The organism is Peribacillus sp. NPDC006672 (assembly GCF_050274955.1).
Taxonomy (GTDB): domain Bacteria; phylum Bacillota; class Bacilli; order Bacillales; family DSM-1321; genus Peribacillus.
On the sequence record NZ_JBNNOR010000006.1, the window covers coordinates 302,746 to 319,030 of the forward strand.

General features: G+C 39.6%; 18 protein-coding genes. 3 read left to right on the plus strand and 15 right to left on the minus strand.

What is annotated here, in order from left to right:
• Window positions 1-127: 127 nt before the first annotated feature.
• From ccsB to ACQKKK_RS12645, 14 genes are all read right to left on the minus strand, one after another.
• A complete protein-coding gene (ccsB, locus tag ACQKKK_RS12580) occupies window positions 128-1,306 on the minus strand; it encodes a c-type cytochrome biogenesis protein CcsB (RefSeq protein WP_427616481.1) in 1,179 nt (392 codons plus the stop codon).
• Entirely contained in the window at window positions 1,299-2,948 is a 1,650-nt protein-coding gene (gene resB, locus ACQKKK_RS12585) for a cytochrome c biogenesis protein ResB (RefSeq protein WP_427616482.1), read from the minus strand. Before resB ends, ccsB begins: the two co-directional genes overlap by 8 nt.
• Before the next feature lie 18 nt (window positions 2,949-2,966).
• Entirely contained in the window at window positions 2,967-3,497 is a 531-nt protein-coding gene (resA, locus tag ACQKKK_RS12590) for a thiol-disulfide oxidoreductase ResA (RefSeq protein ID WP_427616483.1), read from the minus strand.
• 208 nt (window positions 3,498-3,705) lie between these two features.
• Window positions 3,706-4,446 (minus strand): 23S rRNA pseudouridine(2605) synthase RluB, encoded by a 741-nt coding sequence (rluB, locus tag ACQKKK_RS12595; protein WP_427616484.1) that lies wholly within the window; start codon window positions 4,444-4,446, stop codon window positions 3,706-3,708.
• 314 nt (window positions 4,447-4,760) lie between these two features.
• A complete protein-coding gene (locus ACQKKK_RS12600; protein WP_427616509.1) occupies window positions 4,761-5,288 on the minus strand; it encodes a spore maturation protein in 528 nt (175 codons plus the stop codon).
• 13 nt (window positions 5,289-5,301) lie between these two features.
• Window positions 5,302-5,895, minus strand: coding sequence for a nucleoside recognition domain-containing protein (locus ACQKKK_RS12605; RefSeq protein ID WP_048680124.1), 594 nt, complete (start codon window positions 5,893-5,895; stop codon window positions 5,302-5,304).
• Window positions 5,888-7,048: a D-alanyl-D-alanine carboxypeptidase family protein gene (locus tag ACQKKK_RS12610; protein ID WP_427616485.1), complete on the minus strand. Its 1,161-nt coding sequence runs from the start codon at window positions 7,046-7,048 to the stop codon at window positions 5,888-5,890. Before ACQKKK_RS12610 ends, ACQKKK_RS12605 begins: the two co-directional genes overlap by 8 nt.
• A gap of 147 nt (window positions 7,049-7,195) precedes the next feature.
• The gene (locus tag ACQKKK_RS12615; RefSeq protein WP_427616486.1) at window positions 7,196-8,842 is read right to left on the minus strand and encodes an FAD-dependent oxidoreductase; all 1,647 of its coding nucleotides are present in this window, start codon (window positions 8,840-8,842) and stop codon (window positions 7,196-7,198) included.
• Between the two features lie 164 nt (window positions 8,843-9,006).
• Entirely contained in the window at window positions 9,007-9,570 is a 564-nt protein-coding gene (ahpC, locus tag ACQKKK_RS12620; protein WP_063233159.1) for an alkyl hydroperoxide reductase subunit C, read from the minus strand.
• Between the two features lie 438 nt (window positions 9,571-10,008).
• Window positions 10,009-10,884, minus strand: coding sequence for a superoxide dismutase (locus tag ACQKKK_RS12625; protein WP_427616487.1), 876 nt, complete (start codon window positions 10,882-10,884; stop codon window positions 10,009-10,011).
• 120 nt (window positions 10,885-11,004) lie between these two features.
• On the minus strand, window positions 11,005-11,493 hold the full coding sequence (locus ACQKKK_RS12630) for a YpuI family protein (protein ID WP_427616488.1): 489 nt from the start codon (window positions 11,491-11,493) through the stop codon (window positions 11,005-11,007).
• Between the two features lie 23 nt (window positions 11,494-11,516).
• On the minus strand, window positions 11,517-11,933 hold the full coding sequence (locus ACQKKK_RS12635) for a hypothetical protein (RefSeq protein WP_427616489.1): 417 nt from the start codon (window positions 11,931-11,933) through the stop codon (window positions 11,517-11,519).
• 55 nt (window positions 11,934-11,988) lie between these two features.
• Window positions 11,989-12,570: an SMC-Scp complex subunit ScpB gene (gene scpB, locus ACQKKK_RS12640; RefSeq protein ID WP_427616490.1), complete on the minus strand. Its 582-nt coding sequence runs from the start codon at window positions 12,568-12,570 to the stop codon at window positions 11,989-11,991.
• A complete protein-coding gene (locus ACQKKK_RS12645) occupies window positions 12,557-13,324 on the minus strand; it encodes a segregation/condensation protein A (RefSeq protein ID WP_427616491.1) in 768 nt (255 codons plus the stop codon). Before ACQKKK_RS12645 ends, scpB begins: the two co-directional genes overlap by 14 nt.
• 216 nt (window positions 13,325-13,540) lie before the next feature.
• On the opposite strand from ACQKKK_RS12645, the gene ACQKKK_RS12650 reads away from it, so the two are divergent.
• A complete protein-coding gene (locus ACQKKK_RS12650) occupies window positions 13,541-13,633 on the plus strand; it encodes a YjcZ family sporulation protein (protein ID WP_081108854.1) in 93 nt (30 codons plus the stop codon).
• Between the two features lie 154 nt (window positions 13,634-13,787).
• Window positions 13,788-14,333 (plus strand): DUF309 domain-containing protein, encoded by a 546-nt coding sequence (locus ACQKKK_RS12655; protein ID WP_427616492.1) that lies wholly within the window; start codon window positions 13,788-13,790, stop codon window positions 14,331-14,333.
• A 28-nt stretch (window positions 14,334-14,361) separates the two neighbouring features.
• Here the strand turns inward: ACQKKK_RS12655 and ACQKKK_RS12660 are convergent, their stop codons facing one another.
• Window positions 14,362-14,706, minus strand: a complete 345-nt coding sequence (locus tag ACQKKK_RS12660) for a GNAT family N-acetyltransferase (RefSeq protein ID WP_427616493.1) — start codon at window positions 14,704-14,706, stop codon at window positions 14,362-14,364.
• Window positions 14,707-15,292: 586 nt separating this feature from the next.
• Between ACQKKK_RS12660 and ACQKKK_RS12665 the strand changes: the two genes are divergently transcribed.
• On the plus strand, window positions 15,293-16,162 hold the full coding sequence (locus ACQKKK_RS12665; protein WP_427616494.1) for a DUF1002 domain-containing protein: 870 nt from the start codon (window positions 15,293-15,295) through the stop codon (window positions 16,160-16,162).
• Window positions 16,163-16,285 lie beyond the last annotated feature (123 nt).

Here is a 16,285-nt window from a genome sequence, read left to right on the forward strand (position 1 = left end):
TTTCACCGAAATATCCTTTTAAAGTGAGAGGCACTTAAAAAGGGATCATTCTCCAGAAAAATCGATTAGCCAACTCCTCGACGTTTCTATCAAAAGACCCCCTTTATCTAATTATTACAATACAGATTCAAGCATATGAATGCAAACCAGCAATAACAAGATTAACGAATATCAAGTTAAAAATCATTATGGCAAAACCGATGACGGCAAGCCAAGCTGATTTTTCCCCTTGCCACCCCTTTGACATGCGCAAATGTAAGAAAGCCGCATAAAACAACCAGGTAACCAGTGCCCATACTTCTTTCGGATCCCAGCCCCAGAATCGTGTCCAGGCCACTTGAGCCCAGATCATTGCAAAAATGAGGGCACCGAGTGTAAAGACCGGAAAGCCGATAAGGACCGAACGATAACTAATCTCGTCCAATAAATTCAAATTCACGTTTTTAACGATCGGTTTAATCAAGGCTGCCACTCTTTTGCGAGCAATTAGCCTTATTAGACCATACAGGACGAGTCCCATACCGATTGACCAAATGACTGTATTTAGTTTCTTAGCATTGATCAGCGCAGGCATGTTCACAAGTGGTTCAAACCGATCCGCCTCGGTTAGTTTCCCTTCATTTGGACCCACTAACGCCGGGAGATTGAATTCCTGTTTAACCTCAGCACCATGTTTATCGACCCAATCAAAATTCGCCTTATAATCCATGGCCGCAAAAGTAGAAGTGATGATGACAAAACCGATGGTGCTGACTAATGTGAACATGATGACTTCAAGCCAGAACGTTCTTTTGCTTGATTGTGTCTGATCGACGAATTTGACTAAGTAAATGATGGCTGCAACGAAACTTATGGCTAGGATCGACTGTCCTGTCGCTGCAGTCGTTACATGGATATGTAGCCAATCGCTCTGCAATGCAGGAATGAGTGGCGAAATTTCTGTAGGGAACATACTTGCATATGCGATTATCAATAACGCAATCGGTAAAGCGAATAACCCAAGGGCGGGTGTTTTATAAAGGAAATAAATTAATATGAAAGCACCGACCAGCATCATTCCGAAAAAGGTCGTAAATTCAAACAGGTTACTTACCGGGGCATGGCCGGCAGCAATCCATCTAGTGATGAAATACCCAATTTGCGCAGTGAAACCTAGAATGGTAATGAAAATGCCCAGTTTAGCCCATCTATTTTGTTTCTTTTCCTCCGCTCCACGTTTATCCTTTATCGATCCCCCAAATAAAAAGGTAGCGAGCAGATATAATAAGAAAGCTGCATATAAAAAGTTACTGCTTAATTCAGCCATTTAAAACTTCCCCCTTAGTAGAAGATTTCTCCTCCTCTAGTTGATCCGTTGGTTCGCAAAGAGATGTTGATTCTATCGCCTGTTCTATATCTCTTTTAATACCGTGCCAGTTTTTGTTTGTATGGCCGGCCATTAATATCTCATCATCCTTCCTCTTGATCCATATACGCCGGTGATTCCAATAAGAGCCTTGGACAACTCCTATCATGAAAATGATTCCACCCGTGAATAGGATCCAAAGCGTTAAATCCTTCCTTACGGTCAAAGCCGTGACATCTTGAGTTTCCACACCATTAAAAGCCATTTTATAAGTGTTTTCCCCTAAAGGCTCCACAGTCTCTTTAATCGCAACGAAACTGACTTCACCCTCAGGCTTATCCGGAGTATGCATTTTAAAGATAAATGCTGGATTATTCGGAATCTTCGATATCGTTCTAGGTACACCTTTTTCATCGAATTCGAAATCAGGGAAGTAACTGATCAAATCAACAGAATATCCTTCCTTCAACTCGTATTTCTTTTGAGGATTATTCAAATCAACCTTTAAGCTGCCATATTTCTCTTCGGTTTTTTTATTTATTAAATTAAAAGCCATCGTACTGAGCTCATCCAGTTTATAATCTACTTGGTAGAGGGCATAATGATCATATTTCAGAGGTTCATTGACTTTGATTTTATAATCTTTAAGCTTATGAAGATCCGCCTTTTCCCCTGGTATTGATTCTCCCTTGCGCTCATAGAGCGTAACATCGGATTGATAGGTTTTAGCTATCGTGCCGGTTTTATCTATTGCAGCACTGTATTGTTCATCTTCTTCATTTCCTTTGTCATACACCTCTAAGGTGAATTCATTATTTTGAAGATAGTATTCACCATTTGTACCCGGGATTTCTTTTCTCTCACCTTCCCGTAGCCAAAGTACTTTGTCGATATACATCCCAGGGACAGAACGCAATAATGCTCCAATTAAAAAAATGATAAGTCCAATATGATTTACATAGGGTCCCCAACGTGAAAAACGCCCCTTTTCGGCAAGTATATGACCGTTTTCCTCCCGAATATGATAACGCTGCCTTTTTAATCTATTCTTTACTGCTTCAAGGTTTATATCTTGGTCTTCAAGCTTTGTCACTCCATAAAGCCTCTGTCGCTTCATGAAACCGTCATGACGTGTGACCCCTTGTTTTTTTAACGATCGATATAATGGAAAAAAACGATCGATACTGGCAATCAGGAGTGATATGCCCAGCATGCCTATGATAATCAAATACCACCATGAACTATACAAATTATGGAACCCGAGTTCATAATACACCTTCCCAAACCAGCCGTATTCCAGTTCATAATGCTCTGCAGGCGTCGCGGTTGAAGGTATATACATTTCCTGGGGTAAAATCGTCCCGATAGCTGAAGCGATCAAGGCAATGACAATGAGCGTCACCCCTACCTTAACGGAAGAAAAGAAGTTCCATATTTTATCGATGATCGTTTTTTTATATGTTTGTGAACGCCTGGCACTTCCTTCATATCGCATATCAATAAGCTTGTTTTCATTTTCGTTACCAAGGACCATCCCGCATTTCCCACAAATCTTTGTGCCAAACGGATTTACATGACCACAATCGCATTTTACTTCTTTCATGTCAAAAACTCCCCAATATTATGGTTTAATTCTCTCCATATGCTTTTGGATGCTCTCTTCTGTCAAAGCTCCGGTGATGATATCTACCACTTTCCCCTTTTTATCGACCAAAAAGGTGACAGGCAAAATATCCACGCGATAGGCATTTTCCACTTCCCTGCCTTTATCGATCATGACTGGAAAGGTAAGATTATGCTTTGTAATAAAGTTATTGACAGCATAGTCAGATTCCCCGACATTGACCGCTAATATCTCAACGCCCTTGTCCTTAAAGTTTTTATATTGATTTTCCATATAAGGCATTTCATATTCACACGGCTTACAATATGTACCCCAAAAGTTCAGGAAGACGCCTTTTCCTTTGTATTCGGAAAGTTTATGTTCTTTGCCTTCCATATCAGTCAAAACGAAATTGGGTGCATCTGATCCTTTTCTCAGACTTTCATTCTTATCTTTAGTGAAGTTCGTATAAAGGGCAAACACTAAAGCTGCACCTAAAATCAGAAGAATGATGGTCCTGCTTATTAGGCGTCGCTTCTTCTTATTCATAGAGATCCTCCTAAGGCCACACTAAATTTAACCATACCATTATACCATTCAATACCATGCGCATTTTATTTACATTTCTGAAGGTTTTGTGACATTCAATCCCGATTCATGAAAAAAAAGGTATTTACAGGTTGTTTTCCACCACCCATTCTTCCAGAGAAAGAATAAGGTAGTGGTTTCAACCTATTAATAAAGAAAAAATTCTTTTTTACATTCTCCGCTGTTTAGGTTCGGTCGATGCTAAAGTCCTCATTAATTTTACTTCATGTGGAGTTAGCTCCCTGGAATCTCCTGCTGTTAAACCGTCCAAAGTCAAGAAACCATATTGTTCCCTTTTCAATTTTATGACGGGATGGCCGATTGCTTCAAACATCCGGCGGACTTGCCTGTTCCTGCCTTCATGTATTGTGATTTCAACAATAGCCGTTTCCTTTTTTTTGTCGGTAGACAATACCCTAGTCTTGGCTGGAGCAGTCTTGCCATCCTCCAATTTGATGCCTTTATCCAACTTTTTCAAGCTTTCACGCAAAGGTATCCCTTTTACTTTTGCAACATACACTTTATCCACTTCATGCTTCGGATGCATTAACGTGTTTGCAAATTCTCCGTCATTGGTTAAAATCAACAAACCTGAAGTATCGTAATCCAAGCGGCCAACTGGATAAATCCGTTCATTGATGTAAGGGAAATAGTCCGTTACGACTTTTCTATTCTTATCATCCGAAACTGCCGAAATGACACCGCGCGGTTTATAGAATAGGAAATAAACAGGAGCTTCTTTTTCAAGCGGGACTTCATTAACCTGGACCTTATCATTAGGACCCACCTTCACACCTAATTCCTTCACTACTTTGCCGTTCACTTTTACCTTGCCTTCTAAAATCAACTCTTCTGCTTTACGGCGGGAAGCCAGTCCAGCATGTGCTATTACCTTTTGTAATCGTTCCATCTATCTTCACCCCATAGTATAATCATTCGTTTGTTATTGTCTATACATACACAATCATACAATTATTACATATGGAGAGGCAAAAACAAAAGGTTTTTCGCGATTAAGAGCTTTTCTTTTATTAATACACCAATAATGAGACTGTTAAATGGGCTGGTTTCCATAATGAGTGTAACATAGCTTATTTTTCCATACAAAAAAATGTTTCTTTTAGATGAAAGTTTGAACCCCTTATAAAATTGATAGCCAAATCATAGCCGTTAGTTTAAGAAAAACACAAAAAAAAAAGAAATGGGATGCCCATTTCCTTACCTTTACTTCATTCCGAAAACTAGTGTGACAACGATAACAGCAGCTATGATTCCGATCAGGTCCGCCAAAAGACCGACCTTAAGGGCATCACCCATTTTTTTGATCCCGACCGCTCCAAAATAAACGGTCAATACGTAGAAGGTGGTGTCTGTACTTCCCTGAATCGTGGCAGCCAAGCGTCCAACGAATGAATCCGGTCCATAAACCGATATAAGGTCGCTGGTCATGCCTAAAGCGGCTGTTCCGGATATTGGTCTAATAATCGCAAGGGGTAAAACCTCAGACGGAAAATGAAGCAGGGAAAGCAAAGGGTTTAAAAATTGTACGATGAAGTCCAATGCCCCTGATGCCCTAAATACCGAAATCGCCACAAGCATGCCTACCAGGAAAGGGATGAGGGAAAAGGACATGTTGATCCCTTCTTTCCCACCCTCGACGAAGGTCTCATAGGTAGGGACCCTTTTCAATGTACCGTACAGTAATATACAGAGGATCAAAATCGGTATCATCCAAATTGATATGGTGGTCATCCAGTGCAACATCCTATTCCCTCCCGCTTCTTTTTCTCCTGTAATAAAAATATCGATCTATCGCGATTCCTCCAACGGCAGAAATGGCTGTTGCTATTATGGTCGGGAAAACGATGTCCGTCGGGGAGTGGGCATCGTAATTCATGCGGATTGCAATAACAGTCGTCGGAATCAACGTTACGCTTGAGGTATTGATTGCTAAAAAAGTGACCATCGAGCGGCTGACCGTTGCTTTTCCTCCATTTAGTTTCTTTAGCTGCTCCATGGCTTTAATACCAAGAGGTGTAGCGGCATTCCCCAAGCCGAATGTGTTTGCCATCATATTCGAAAGTATATATCCCATAGCCGGATGATTAGGCGGTACTTCAGGGAACAGCCATCTCATGAATGGCTTGAACAAGTTGGATAGTTTATCAAGCAATCCCGATTCTTCCGCTATTTTCATCAACCCTAGCCAAAAGACCAGAATGCTCATCAGTCCCAGACAAAGGGTGACCGCTTCCTTTGCGCTGACAAAAAGAGCTTCATTCACCTGATCCATGGTCCCATTAATCATGCCAAATACAATACCGATCACAAACATCCCAACCCAAATGTAATTAACCATTTCGTTTGATTCCCAATACCGCTTCAAATACCTCGGCCCATGATGATTGGAACGATTGTTGCTTGAAGCTTTCTTTTGATTCCCCATAAAAAATTGAACGTGTTCCTATTTTCTTTCCATCGAGATAGATGGATGCCCTGCCGACCACTTCCGGGATTCTCCTTTTATCTTTCCAAGCTTTCTGTGGCTTCAACAATTTCATTTTCACATTGACCATTTTTCTTTCTTCTTTTGTTAATGGGTACGAAAAATCATTTTTAATGTAAACATGACCTTTATACATTTTATTTTGTATATTTTTCACCATGCCTTCAGGTAAAATTTCTGTAGGCTTATAATCCTTAAAAGCGGATTCGTACATTTGAATATGATCATTCCAATCATCAGGACCATTCAATGTCACAGCTATCAGGTCATGCTCGTTTTTTGTTGCCGTCGTGACCAAGGTACGTTTTGCTAGTTTGGTATACCCTGTTTTCCCGCCTGTGCAATACTCATATAATTGTGTAAGAAGGCGATTTTTGTTCTTCCACACATAATCCCATTGTTCTGTAGAATTAGGCGCCCTGTGCTCCTTAGTGCCGGCAATCTTTGCATACGTTTCGTTTTGCATAGCATAACGAGTAAGTATGGCCATATCATATGCGGTTGAATAATGGTTTTTCGTATTATCCAGACCATGTGGATTTGAAAAATGGGTATTTTTCATACCGATTTCTTCTGCCTTTTGATTCATCATCCAGACGAATCCATCCAGGCTTCCACCAACCTTTTCGCTGATTGCGACTGCTGCATCATTACCGGAACGAAGCATCAAGCCATAAACCAAATCTTCGAGCTTAATCTTTTCTCCTTCTTTTAAAAAAAGGGAAGAGCCCTCCGTCCCGAAGGCATTGCTGCTCACTTTAACTGTTTCGTCCATTTGTCCAGATTCAATGGCCAAGATAGCCGTCATTATTTTTGTAATGCTTGCTATACGATTTTTTTCATGAGCATTCACTTCATAAATGACCCTTCCGCTATCCTCATCCATTAAAATCGCACTATGGGCACTTACGGCTACATTTGCATTGGCTCTTTGTACGGGTGCCATAAAAGACAACAGGAGAATGACGATACACAAACTTGATAACCCTTTATATAGAAAACGCATGAGTGCCCCCTCGTCTCTTTACTTGTTTTTGTACAAGTTTATGCAAATGGACAAGGGTTATGAATAAAAAGAATGTAAACCTTCATGATATCTATTGATTTTCAACATAAAAAAATCGATAGGGGCCCCTATCGATTTAGTGTTCTATCATACTAATAATGCAGCGATTTCATCAATTTTCTTAGCTCCGAATACCACTTCTTCATCATTGATGATCATGGCCGGCACGCTCATGACTTTATATTTCTTCTTGATATCCTGGAAATTGCTTATATCGACCATTTCAGCTTCAACGTTAGGGTTTTCAATGGCAATGCGTTGTGCACCCACTACAACGTCTGGACAGTAGTGACATGCCAATGAAACCATAACCTTAATGTTCGCTTTTTTACTGATTCCCTTAATTGAATTCAATACGACTGAATCCAATGCTTGACCAGGACCGGCCAAGTTATAGATAGCCAAAATGAAGGAATTCAACTCATGGCCGCCTGGTACACCGTGGTATTTGACGCCACTGTATTCACCATTCGAATTTAAGAGGGAGACGACAGGGAACTTATCTGCATTGATTTTTTCTTCAATTTCCGGACTTTCTCCCTTGTTGTATAACTCAAGATGCAGCTTGTCTCCTAATTCCGCAACATCCAACAAGAAGTCTCGCAATTCGACTGATTTTGGCAAACTTTCATCGACGATGGACACCAATGTTACTTCGCTCTCCATCTTGCTGAAGATTCCCTTTAATTGGCCGCGTAACGCATCACTTAATAAAGCGCTCTTACCTGCCGGGACAGCGGCCTGTTCTTTTTTCGCCGATTTTTCAACTTCAGGTTCATCTTTGATTCCTAGGCGATCTTTTTCTTCTTCAATATATTTACCGGCATCCGTTGCTGCAATCGCTCCATCAGATACAGCTGTGATAATCTGGCGCAAGGATTTTGGCCTTAGGTCGCCCGCCGCATAGACACCATTCACATTAGTCTTCATATCATCATCAGTTAAAATGTAACCAGCATGATCCATTTCGATATGGCCTTTGAAAATCTCTGTTTTCGGCTCGTAACCTATGAAAACGAATACTCCAAACGTATTGTCTTCTTCCTTCGCCTTATATTCAAATTCTTCTTTGGTAACGTTATTGATGAAACGTGCACTTTGAATCATCCCGTCTCCATGAACCCCAAGGATTTCAGTATTGAATTTCACTTCAATCTTATCATTTGCCATCACTTTATCAACAATGGACGGGGCACACGAGAAGCTTGATTCCCGGGCGATGATTGTAACTTTTGTAGCAAAGCGGGTCAGGAATATAGCTTCTTCGGCGGCTGCATATCCTGCCCCGATAACGAAAACTTCCAACCCTTCAAAGAATTCACCATCACATGTTGAACAATAAGCTACACCGCGGCCAGTGAATTCCTCTTCACCTGGAAATCCTAGCGTTCTTGGAGTAGCACCCGTTGCAATGATGACGGCGCGTGCATGGTAGTCCCCGCCAAGGGTTTTAACGACTTTCACCTCACCTGAGAAATCCACGCCCGTTACATCAGCTTTGGCGAATTCCACGCCAAAATCTTCGTTTTGAAGCTTCATTTCTTCAACTAATCTAGGGCCCGATATATGACGGATACCAGGATAATTGGCTATTTCCGATGTAGTTGCAGCTTGTCCGCCGCCAGTTCCTTTTTCAAGAATTATTGTCTTTAATTTAGCTCGTCCCGCATAAACGCCCGCCGAGAGGCCTGCAGGACCGCCGCCAATAATTAATAAATCATATATTTTTTTCATATTTGTTCTCCTTGCTGAATGATAATGCGTGCTAAACTGATTATTTTGAAAAACAAAAGGCACTTATTTTAGGTAAGTGCCTTTTGTCATTAGATCTTGTCGGACGAATTGTCCCAGTAATCGTTATATCCATTAACTGAAGAAAGGGATCATCCCATTAAAAATTAAAGTTTACCTACAAGGTCTAGGCTTGGTTCAAGAGTAGCTTCACCTGGAGTCCATTTTGCAGGGCAAACTTTATCTCCGTGTTCTGCTACGAATTGTGCAGCTTGAACTTTTCTCACAAGTTCTTCTGCATTACGGCCAATCCCTAAGTCATTAATTTCGTATGCTTTAATTTGTCCTTCTGGATTTACGATGAAAGTTCCACGTAGAGCCAATCCATCTTCTTCAATTAATACACCGAATTGACGGGATAAAACGTTTGCTGGGTCAGCTAACATTGGATATTGAATTTTACCGATTGTATCAGTAGCATCAGCCCATCCTTTGTGGCTGAAATGAGTATCTGTTGAAACTGAGTAAACTTCACAACCAATTTCCTTGAATGTTTCATAGTTATCTTGAAGATCAGCTAATTCAGTTGGACATACGAATGAGAAGTCAGCTGGATAGAAAAAGAATACTGCCCATTTTCCTTTAACATCTTCAAGTGTAACTTCTTTGAATTCTCCTGCATGGTAAGCTTGTACTTTAAAATCTTCAACTTGTTTATTGATCAATGACATAATAAATTCCTCCAATAGCTATTTTTTTATATGCTCCTATTTATAATAATTATTAAATAGAAATTAGTCAATAAATATACCTTAATAATTTTTAAGTTCACAAATTAGTCACAGTTTTTATATTGATATAAATTAATTATTTTTAAAAACCCATGGCACTTCAAAATCGCCTCTTTAACACATTTTAAATGTTATTTCAAGGTTAAAAACAAGACACATGCTCATTATTTCGGAAGTTGATATCATCCCCTTTCCAATCAAATAAAAATATTCAAATGAGAATCAATGGCCGTTTCAAATAAAATTGTCAGTCATTCCTTTATATCATTGCCATATTTTCCCTAAAAGATTCTTAATACAAGATTTCAGACAAAAAAAAACGAACCATCACGGCTCGTCTGCGAATTGGTTCTCCTTAGACATTCTTTATTTTATCAATTATTGTTTTTTCCAAATAAGCTTCTTCGCTTCTGTGAACCTTACCGCTGTTTGCGGCCAGTTTACAACGTCCCACCATTTGTCCACATACCCTGCCCGATTATTTTTATATTGAAGGTAATAAGCATGTTCCCATACATCAAGAACAAGGATCGGGATCGTATCCCACTGGGTCAACAACATATGCAATTCCGATTGAAGTATTTCTAGCCGCCGCGTACGTGGAACCCAGACTAAAATCGCCCAGCCAACACCTACTACCTGTTTGGCCGCTTCACTAAAATGACTTTTAAACGCTGCAAAGCTTCCAAAATCTTTCTCAATCTGTTTAAGTAAATCTCCCTTTGGCTGTCCGCCTCCTCCTGGAATCATTACTTCCCAAAACAGCGTATGGAGATAATGGCCTGACCCATGAAAAGCTGCTTCCTTTTCCCAATGCTTCAATAAGGAAAAATCTTTCGTCTCCCTCGCTTTTTGCATCATCAATTCCGCTTTATTCAGCCCATCGACATATGCTTGATGATGCTTATCATGGTGCAGATACATGATTTCCCTTGAAATCGTCGGTTCCAACGCTTCATAGGCATAAGGTAATGGCGGAAGTGTATGCTTCCCAATCGGCACTGATTGCCTTTCCTGCATACTGAATTCTCTAGCGAGTTCTTCAATTTCTTCGTAGACCCGAGCCATCTCTTCTTCAATCAGAACCATATCCTCATAATCCATTTCTTCCTCATTCAAATCTTTTGTCAACTGGGAAAGCCGTTCAATGTTTAACAACACTTGCGAATCGGTGATATCGATCTTCTCAAGATATTCCATGACTCCATCAACCCATTCACTTACGTCTTTTGCATACTCTCTTTCATCAGACATCTTCGAACCTCCTCTTAACCTTCATACACTTTTAATCATCAAAGTATTTTATGTTTCGATTAAGCGGAGATTCCATTTAAAGCTAAAAAACAGCTAGGCCTGTAAAGCCTAGCTGCTTCTCTATCTTGACTGTAACATTTTCGTCCGATAATCCGTTTCATAAAACTCCAATTCTTCACGCATGGTCTGGAATCCACTTTCCACGGCCTTCAGAATGGACATTATGCTGTCAGGTACACTTTGGTGAAATTTAATCGAGTTTTTTCCTGTATAGGCAGATCTGCTGTCCTCAAACCACCGATCTGATTTTGGGGAAAAGTATTCTTCGATACATTGATGATAAACCCTATAAAGCGTCTTTTCAGCTGCAACTTTATTGAAAACATCATTTTTCAGAACGATTTGGCAAGCCTCCAAGCCCTCTTCACAACTTACAAGCATTCTTCTTAAACTAGAAAGGATCCCTTTATAATAGGTTTCATCCCCGCTTTTTTCCTCTTGCAGCTTAGAATAGGTCGTCTCATTTATAAATTCTTCTAGTTGAGCCACTGTCGTTTCTAAAAAGCCTTTTACATCCTCAAGCTGAGATTTTACCAATGTATTCCCCAACCGTGAACCCTCCTCAAAATGATTTAAGATTGAATATAATAGTCAACATGAGATTCTATATCATATGGTTTAGCTTGGTCAATAGATATAAACACTTTCTCCAATTTTTCAAAATCTATATTTTCGAAATAACCAGCAAGCTCTTTTTCTGCATTTATATATATACGTTTTCGGTTAATCAAGCTCGGGTCTTTGAGTAGACAGACCATGGCAATGATATCAGCCATATAAATATCTCGGTTAGGGCTTTTGAATAGAGGATTGGCGGGATATGGGGTCCAACGAGTGACCATCTCATCAAAATAGCGAAGATACAGTACATTCAGCGTCTTCTCTTCTCCATCCTTTATGTATTGTATAACGGATCGATTAAAGAAGTCCTCAGGTGAATTTGACTTTTCCTTTTCAAGCCCAAATCCATTGCATGCTACAATTCGCACCCGCAATCCCCCCGCATTCATTTTTTTCTATATTATCACAATTTAAAGAAAAATGTTATTCGATTGTTTGCTGAAATTTTTCAAAAAACAGATCGGCTTCACCATTTTCAAAGCTATCATCCGAATTATCCGCGAGTGGCGGTAATTCATCTATGGAATTCAGGCCGAAGTAATCCAAAAACTCTTTTGTTGTCCCATATAAATAAGCCCGGCCGGATCCTTCAGCACGTCCGACCTCTTTTATTAAGACTTTCGTGACAAGTGTATGGATGGGACGCTCCGTTTTGACCCCGCGAATTTCATCAATTTCAGCTCTAGTTATCGGCTGCTTATAGGCAATGATTGCGAGTGTTTCCAAAGCCGCCTGGGACAAACCTTGAGTGCTTGATGTTTCCACCAGTCTTTTCAGATAATCCGAGTGTGCTTTTTTTGTCGTCATTTGATAAACACCCGCTATTTCGATCACCTGAATCCCGCGTATATCCGATATATATTCTTCCTTTAAACTTTCAACGATGTCTCTTGCTTGATATTCCGTAATTTCAAGGACAGAGGCAATTTGTTTGACGGAGAGTCCTTCATCTCCAGCAGCAAACAATAATGCCTCAAGAATCCCTTTCCAATTAATAACTTCCAACTTGCTCTACACCTTCCTTAGCAGCAATCATGATTTCCGAAAAATTATCTTCCTGTTCAACGATGATTTCATTTAGTTTCATTAATTCCAGTACTGCCATAAAAGTGATGACGATATGCTCTTTAACCGGAAGCGAAAACAGTTCAAAAAAACTTTTCTTCCCATTAATTGATTGTAACTCAATCATGATTTCATCCATTCGTTTTTCTATCGATATCTCTTGTTTCGTTACTTTCGTGTAAAGCGGCTTTTGTATTTTTTGCCTTCGGAGCAGTTTTTGGAGAGCTCCGAGCATATCGTATAGACTTATATTCAACTCTTGTTTATCACTTTCCGCTTCTTTAACATATACAGATAAATCACTTGGGGGTTTAGTGAACATCAGGCTGCGTTCTTCTTCCATCCCTTTAAACTCTTCAGCTGCATACTTATACTTTTTATATTCTAATAGTTTCTCCACAAGCTCATCCCGTGGATCTTCTTCAAATATTTCCCCATCCTCATCAATCAATTGTTCATCTTCATGCTTTGGCAGCAGCATTTTACTCTTGATGGCAAGCAGTGTTGCAGCCATCACCAAATATTCGCTGGCCACATCCAATTCCAGGTGCTGCATCGTATGGATGTATCCTAGATATTGATCTGTAATATCAGCCATCGGAATATCGTAGATGTCTATTTCAAGGCGATTAATCAAATGCAGGAGTAAATCCATCGGACCTTCGAAAGCGTCAATTTTTATATTATAACCCATTAAATTACCCCATTTAAATCTAATTGGCCGATAATAGGCCTATTTCTTTTACTAATCAAGTATAGTGGATTGCCGCCCTTTATCCAATAATAATAATTTAGGACCTTAGGAAAGTTCTTCAAAGGGATTTGTGAAATTGGGTCAATGCCCAATCACATTCTCAAATCCAACATAGTCTAGAAATGTAAGAACAGCAGAACAAAGGAGGTACTTATTATGGGTGCAGGTGGTTTTGGGCACGGCGGCGGATTCGCGTTTATTGTAGTATTGTTCATTTTATTAGTTATCGTCGGTGCTAGTTGGTGTTAATTGACTTATGAATCAAGCTGATTGCCTTGCAATCGGCTTTCTTTATTTTCCAAGAAAAAATTCTATGCTAAACTTAGGGAGTATACATGGCGGGTATTTAGCTATGGAAAATGGCTTTTAGCCTTACCTTGGATGATTTCATCAAACAAAAGGGGTGCTCTTATTGAATTACGCGGAAGATTACCTTTCTTTCCTTGTCCATTTCCATGGAACAAGGGATTACTTCGAATGTCATGAAATTCTTGAAGAATATTGGAAGGAAACCGCTCCAAAAGAACGTGACTCCCACTGGGTCGGGCTCATCCAAATTGCGGTTGCCCTATACCATGATCGCAGGGAAAACAAAAAAGGGGCTGTAAGGACACTTGCTAAAGCCCTTGCAAATCTCCGCACTAAACAAGCCGAGCTCCTGAAATTGGGGCTCGATCCAGAAAAACTGTTCAAATTGCTCGAGGACACACATGAACGGATGTTATCCCAAAAGCCATATGAAAGCATTAATCTTCCGATAGCGGATCAAGGGTTGATCGAAAAATGCCAATCCATGTGTTTGCAGGATGGGTACATATGGGGCGAAGGAAGCGACATGGCTAATTCATCAATAGTTGATAAGCATTTAATGCGCGACCGTTCGGATGTCATTTCTGAAAGGGCTCGGCAGCTATCCCTTCGAAAAACAGGAATGGAGGACCGCCCTTAAAGGTGATCCTCCATTCCCACTTTCATATTCAGACTTCTTCACACCTGTCAAGAAAGCTTTCCGTAAACTCATTTGCTTTTAGTTCTTTGTCAGGATATTGCTCCTTGATGGCCCTTACCATCGTTTTACCAATACCTTGCTTCCGAAAGGATGGATTTACAGATATATGCTGTATCTCAATGTGGGTTGGAGAGACTTCTATTCCGATCAAGCCCGTAATCTCTTCCTCTTTCCATAAGTACAGCTGTAGATTTTCATCCGTTTCATAATTCTTCATCGTATTCCGAAGCGTTTTTATCTCTTTTTCTTTTGGCATGAAAGATAATAATCCCATGGCAAACTTCTCATAACTTTTCTTATACTTAATCAACATAATATCCCTCGTTACTAAATAACGTTTTTATTATCTACCTGTTTCCAATTAATTCGCTTTGAATAATAAGCTCACATATAACATTTCCATCATACATAAAAAATTCGTTCGTTTCAACATCACTTTCAGCACTTGATTTATCGATGTGCTATGTGCTATGTGCTAAGCGATAAACAGCCAATATACGATTCCCCACATCAAAGCGATAATAAGCATCATAAGTAAAAGAGTTTTATTACTTTTCCTCATCCCATACTCCTTTTATGAATGGTCCAAATATTTAAATAATGAATTCATTCTACTATAACTTAACACAATCTGACAATATCCTTGCAATCTTGCTTCGATTTTACTACATTGGTAAAGTGACCTTAGGTTCATAGAGTGCCTAATAAGTATAAAAGACAAGGTACAATCACTTCCTCCTTTGAAAGAGCTATAGCTATTTTGAGCTATATAAATATTTTTCAGGAAAATATGTATCTTTTTTATCCTTTGTTTCGTCAAATACTATGAATCTTTATTTAAAGCGCCAACCTTTTAATGAAAGGTCTCAATTCAGCAGGAAAAGTTAAGGAGGATTATCATGAAAAAAACGAATAAATGGGTCATTTTAACCATTCTTTTATGTCTATTATTGCCATATAAAGCTTTTGCAGATGCAGCTGTTGGTGAAATGATCGTCACACTAGGAGAAAATTTGACAAATGAACAAAAAAATATGATTTTGTCAGAAATGAAAGCCCCTAATGATGTTGAGGTTCTAACGGTTACAAATGCGGAGGAACATGAATACTTAGGAGACTATATCGCTAAGCGTCTGATTGGTACAAAAGCTATTTCATCCTCTGCCATTACTTTGGAGGAAAAAGGCACTGGCCTTAAACTGGAGTCGAAAAACATTAACTGGGTCTCAGATGAAATGTATATCAACGCACTGGCAACTGCTGGCGTAAAAGATGCTACCGTTTATGTCACCGCACCTATACCCGTTTCCGGTACAGCAGCTTTGACAGGGGTCATTAAAGCCTATGAAATCTCTTCAGACAAGAAGATTCCGGAAGATGTGAAGCAGGCAGCGAATGAAGAAATGGTGAAAACAGCTAAATTGGGTGATGAAATCGGTACAGAGGAAGCCTCTGCACTGGTAACGAAAATCAAAGAGGAAATGGCTGAAAATCCTCCGGCTAACACCGAAGAGGTCCGCGAGGTTGTCGAGTCTTCAGCAAAAGAACTGGGAATTTCCTTAAATGATAATCAAGTTCAAAGTTTAATTGATTTATTCAATAAGCTAAAAGAATTGAATATTGATTGGAACGCCGTCGGGGATCAGCTTACTGCCGCTAAAGATAAGCTTTCCAATTTTCTAGAGTCCGAAGAGGGTCAATCCTTCTTAGATAAATTGAAAGAAGTCTTCAGCAGTTTAATAGACGCGATCAAATCTTTTTTCAGCTGATTTGAATAAAAAAAAGGATGGCCCATGCCGAGGCTGCTGAAAAACTCACGTTTTTCTAACTAGTACGGTAAATCAAATTAAAAAAAGACGATTCTCATTCGATACTTGAATGGAAATCGTCTT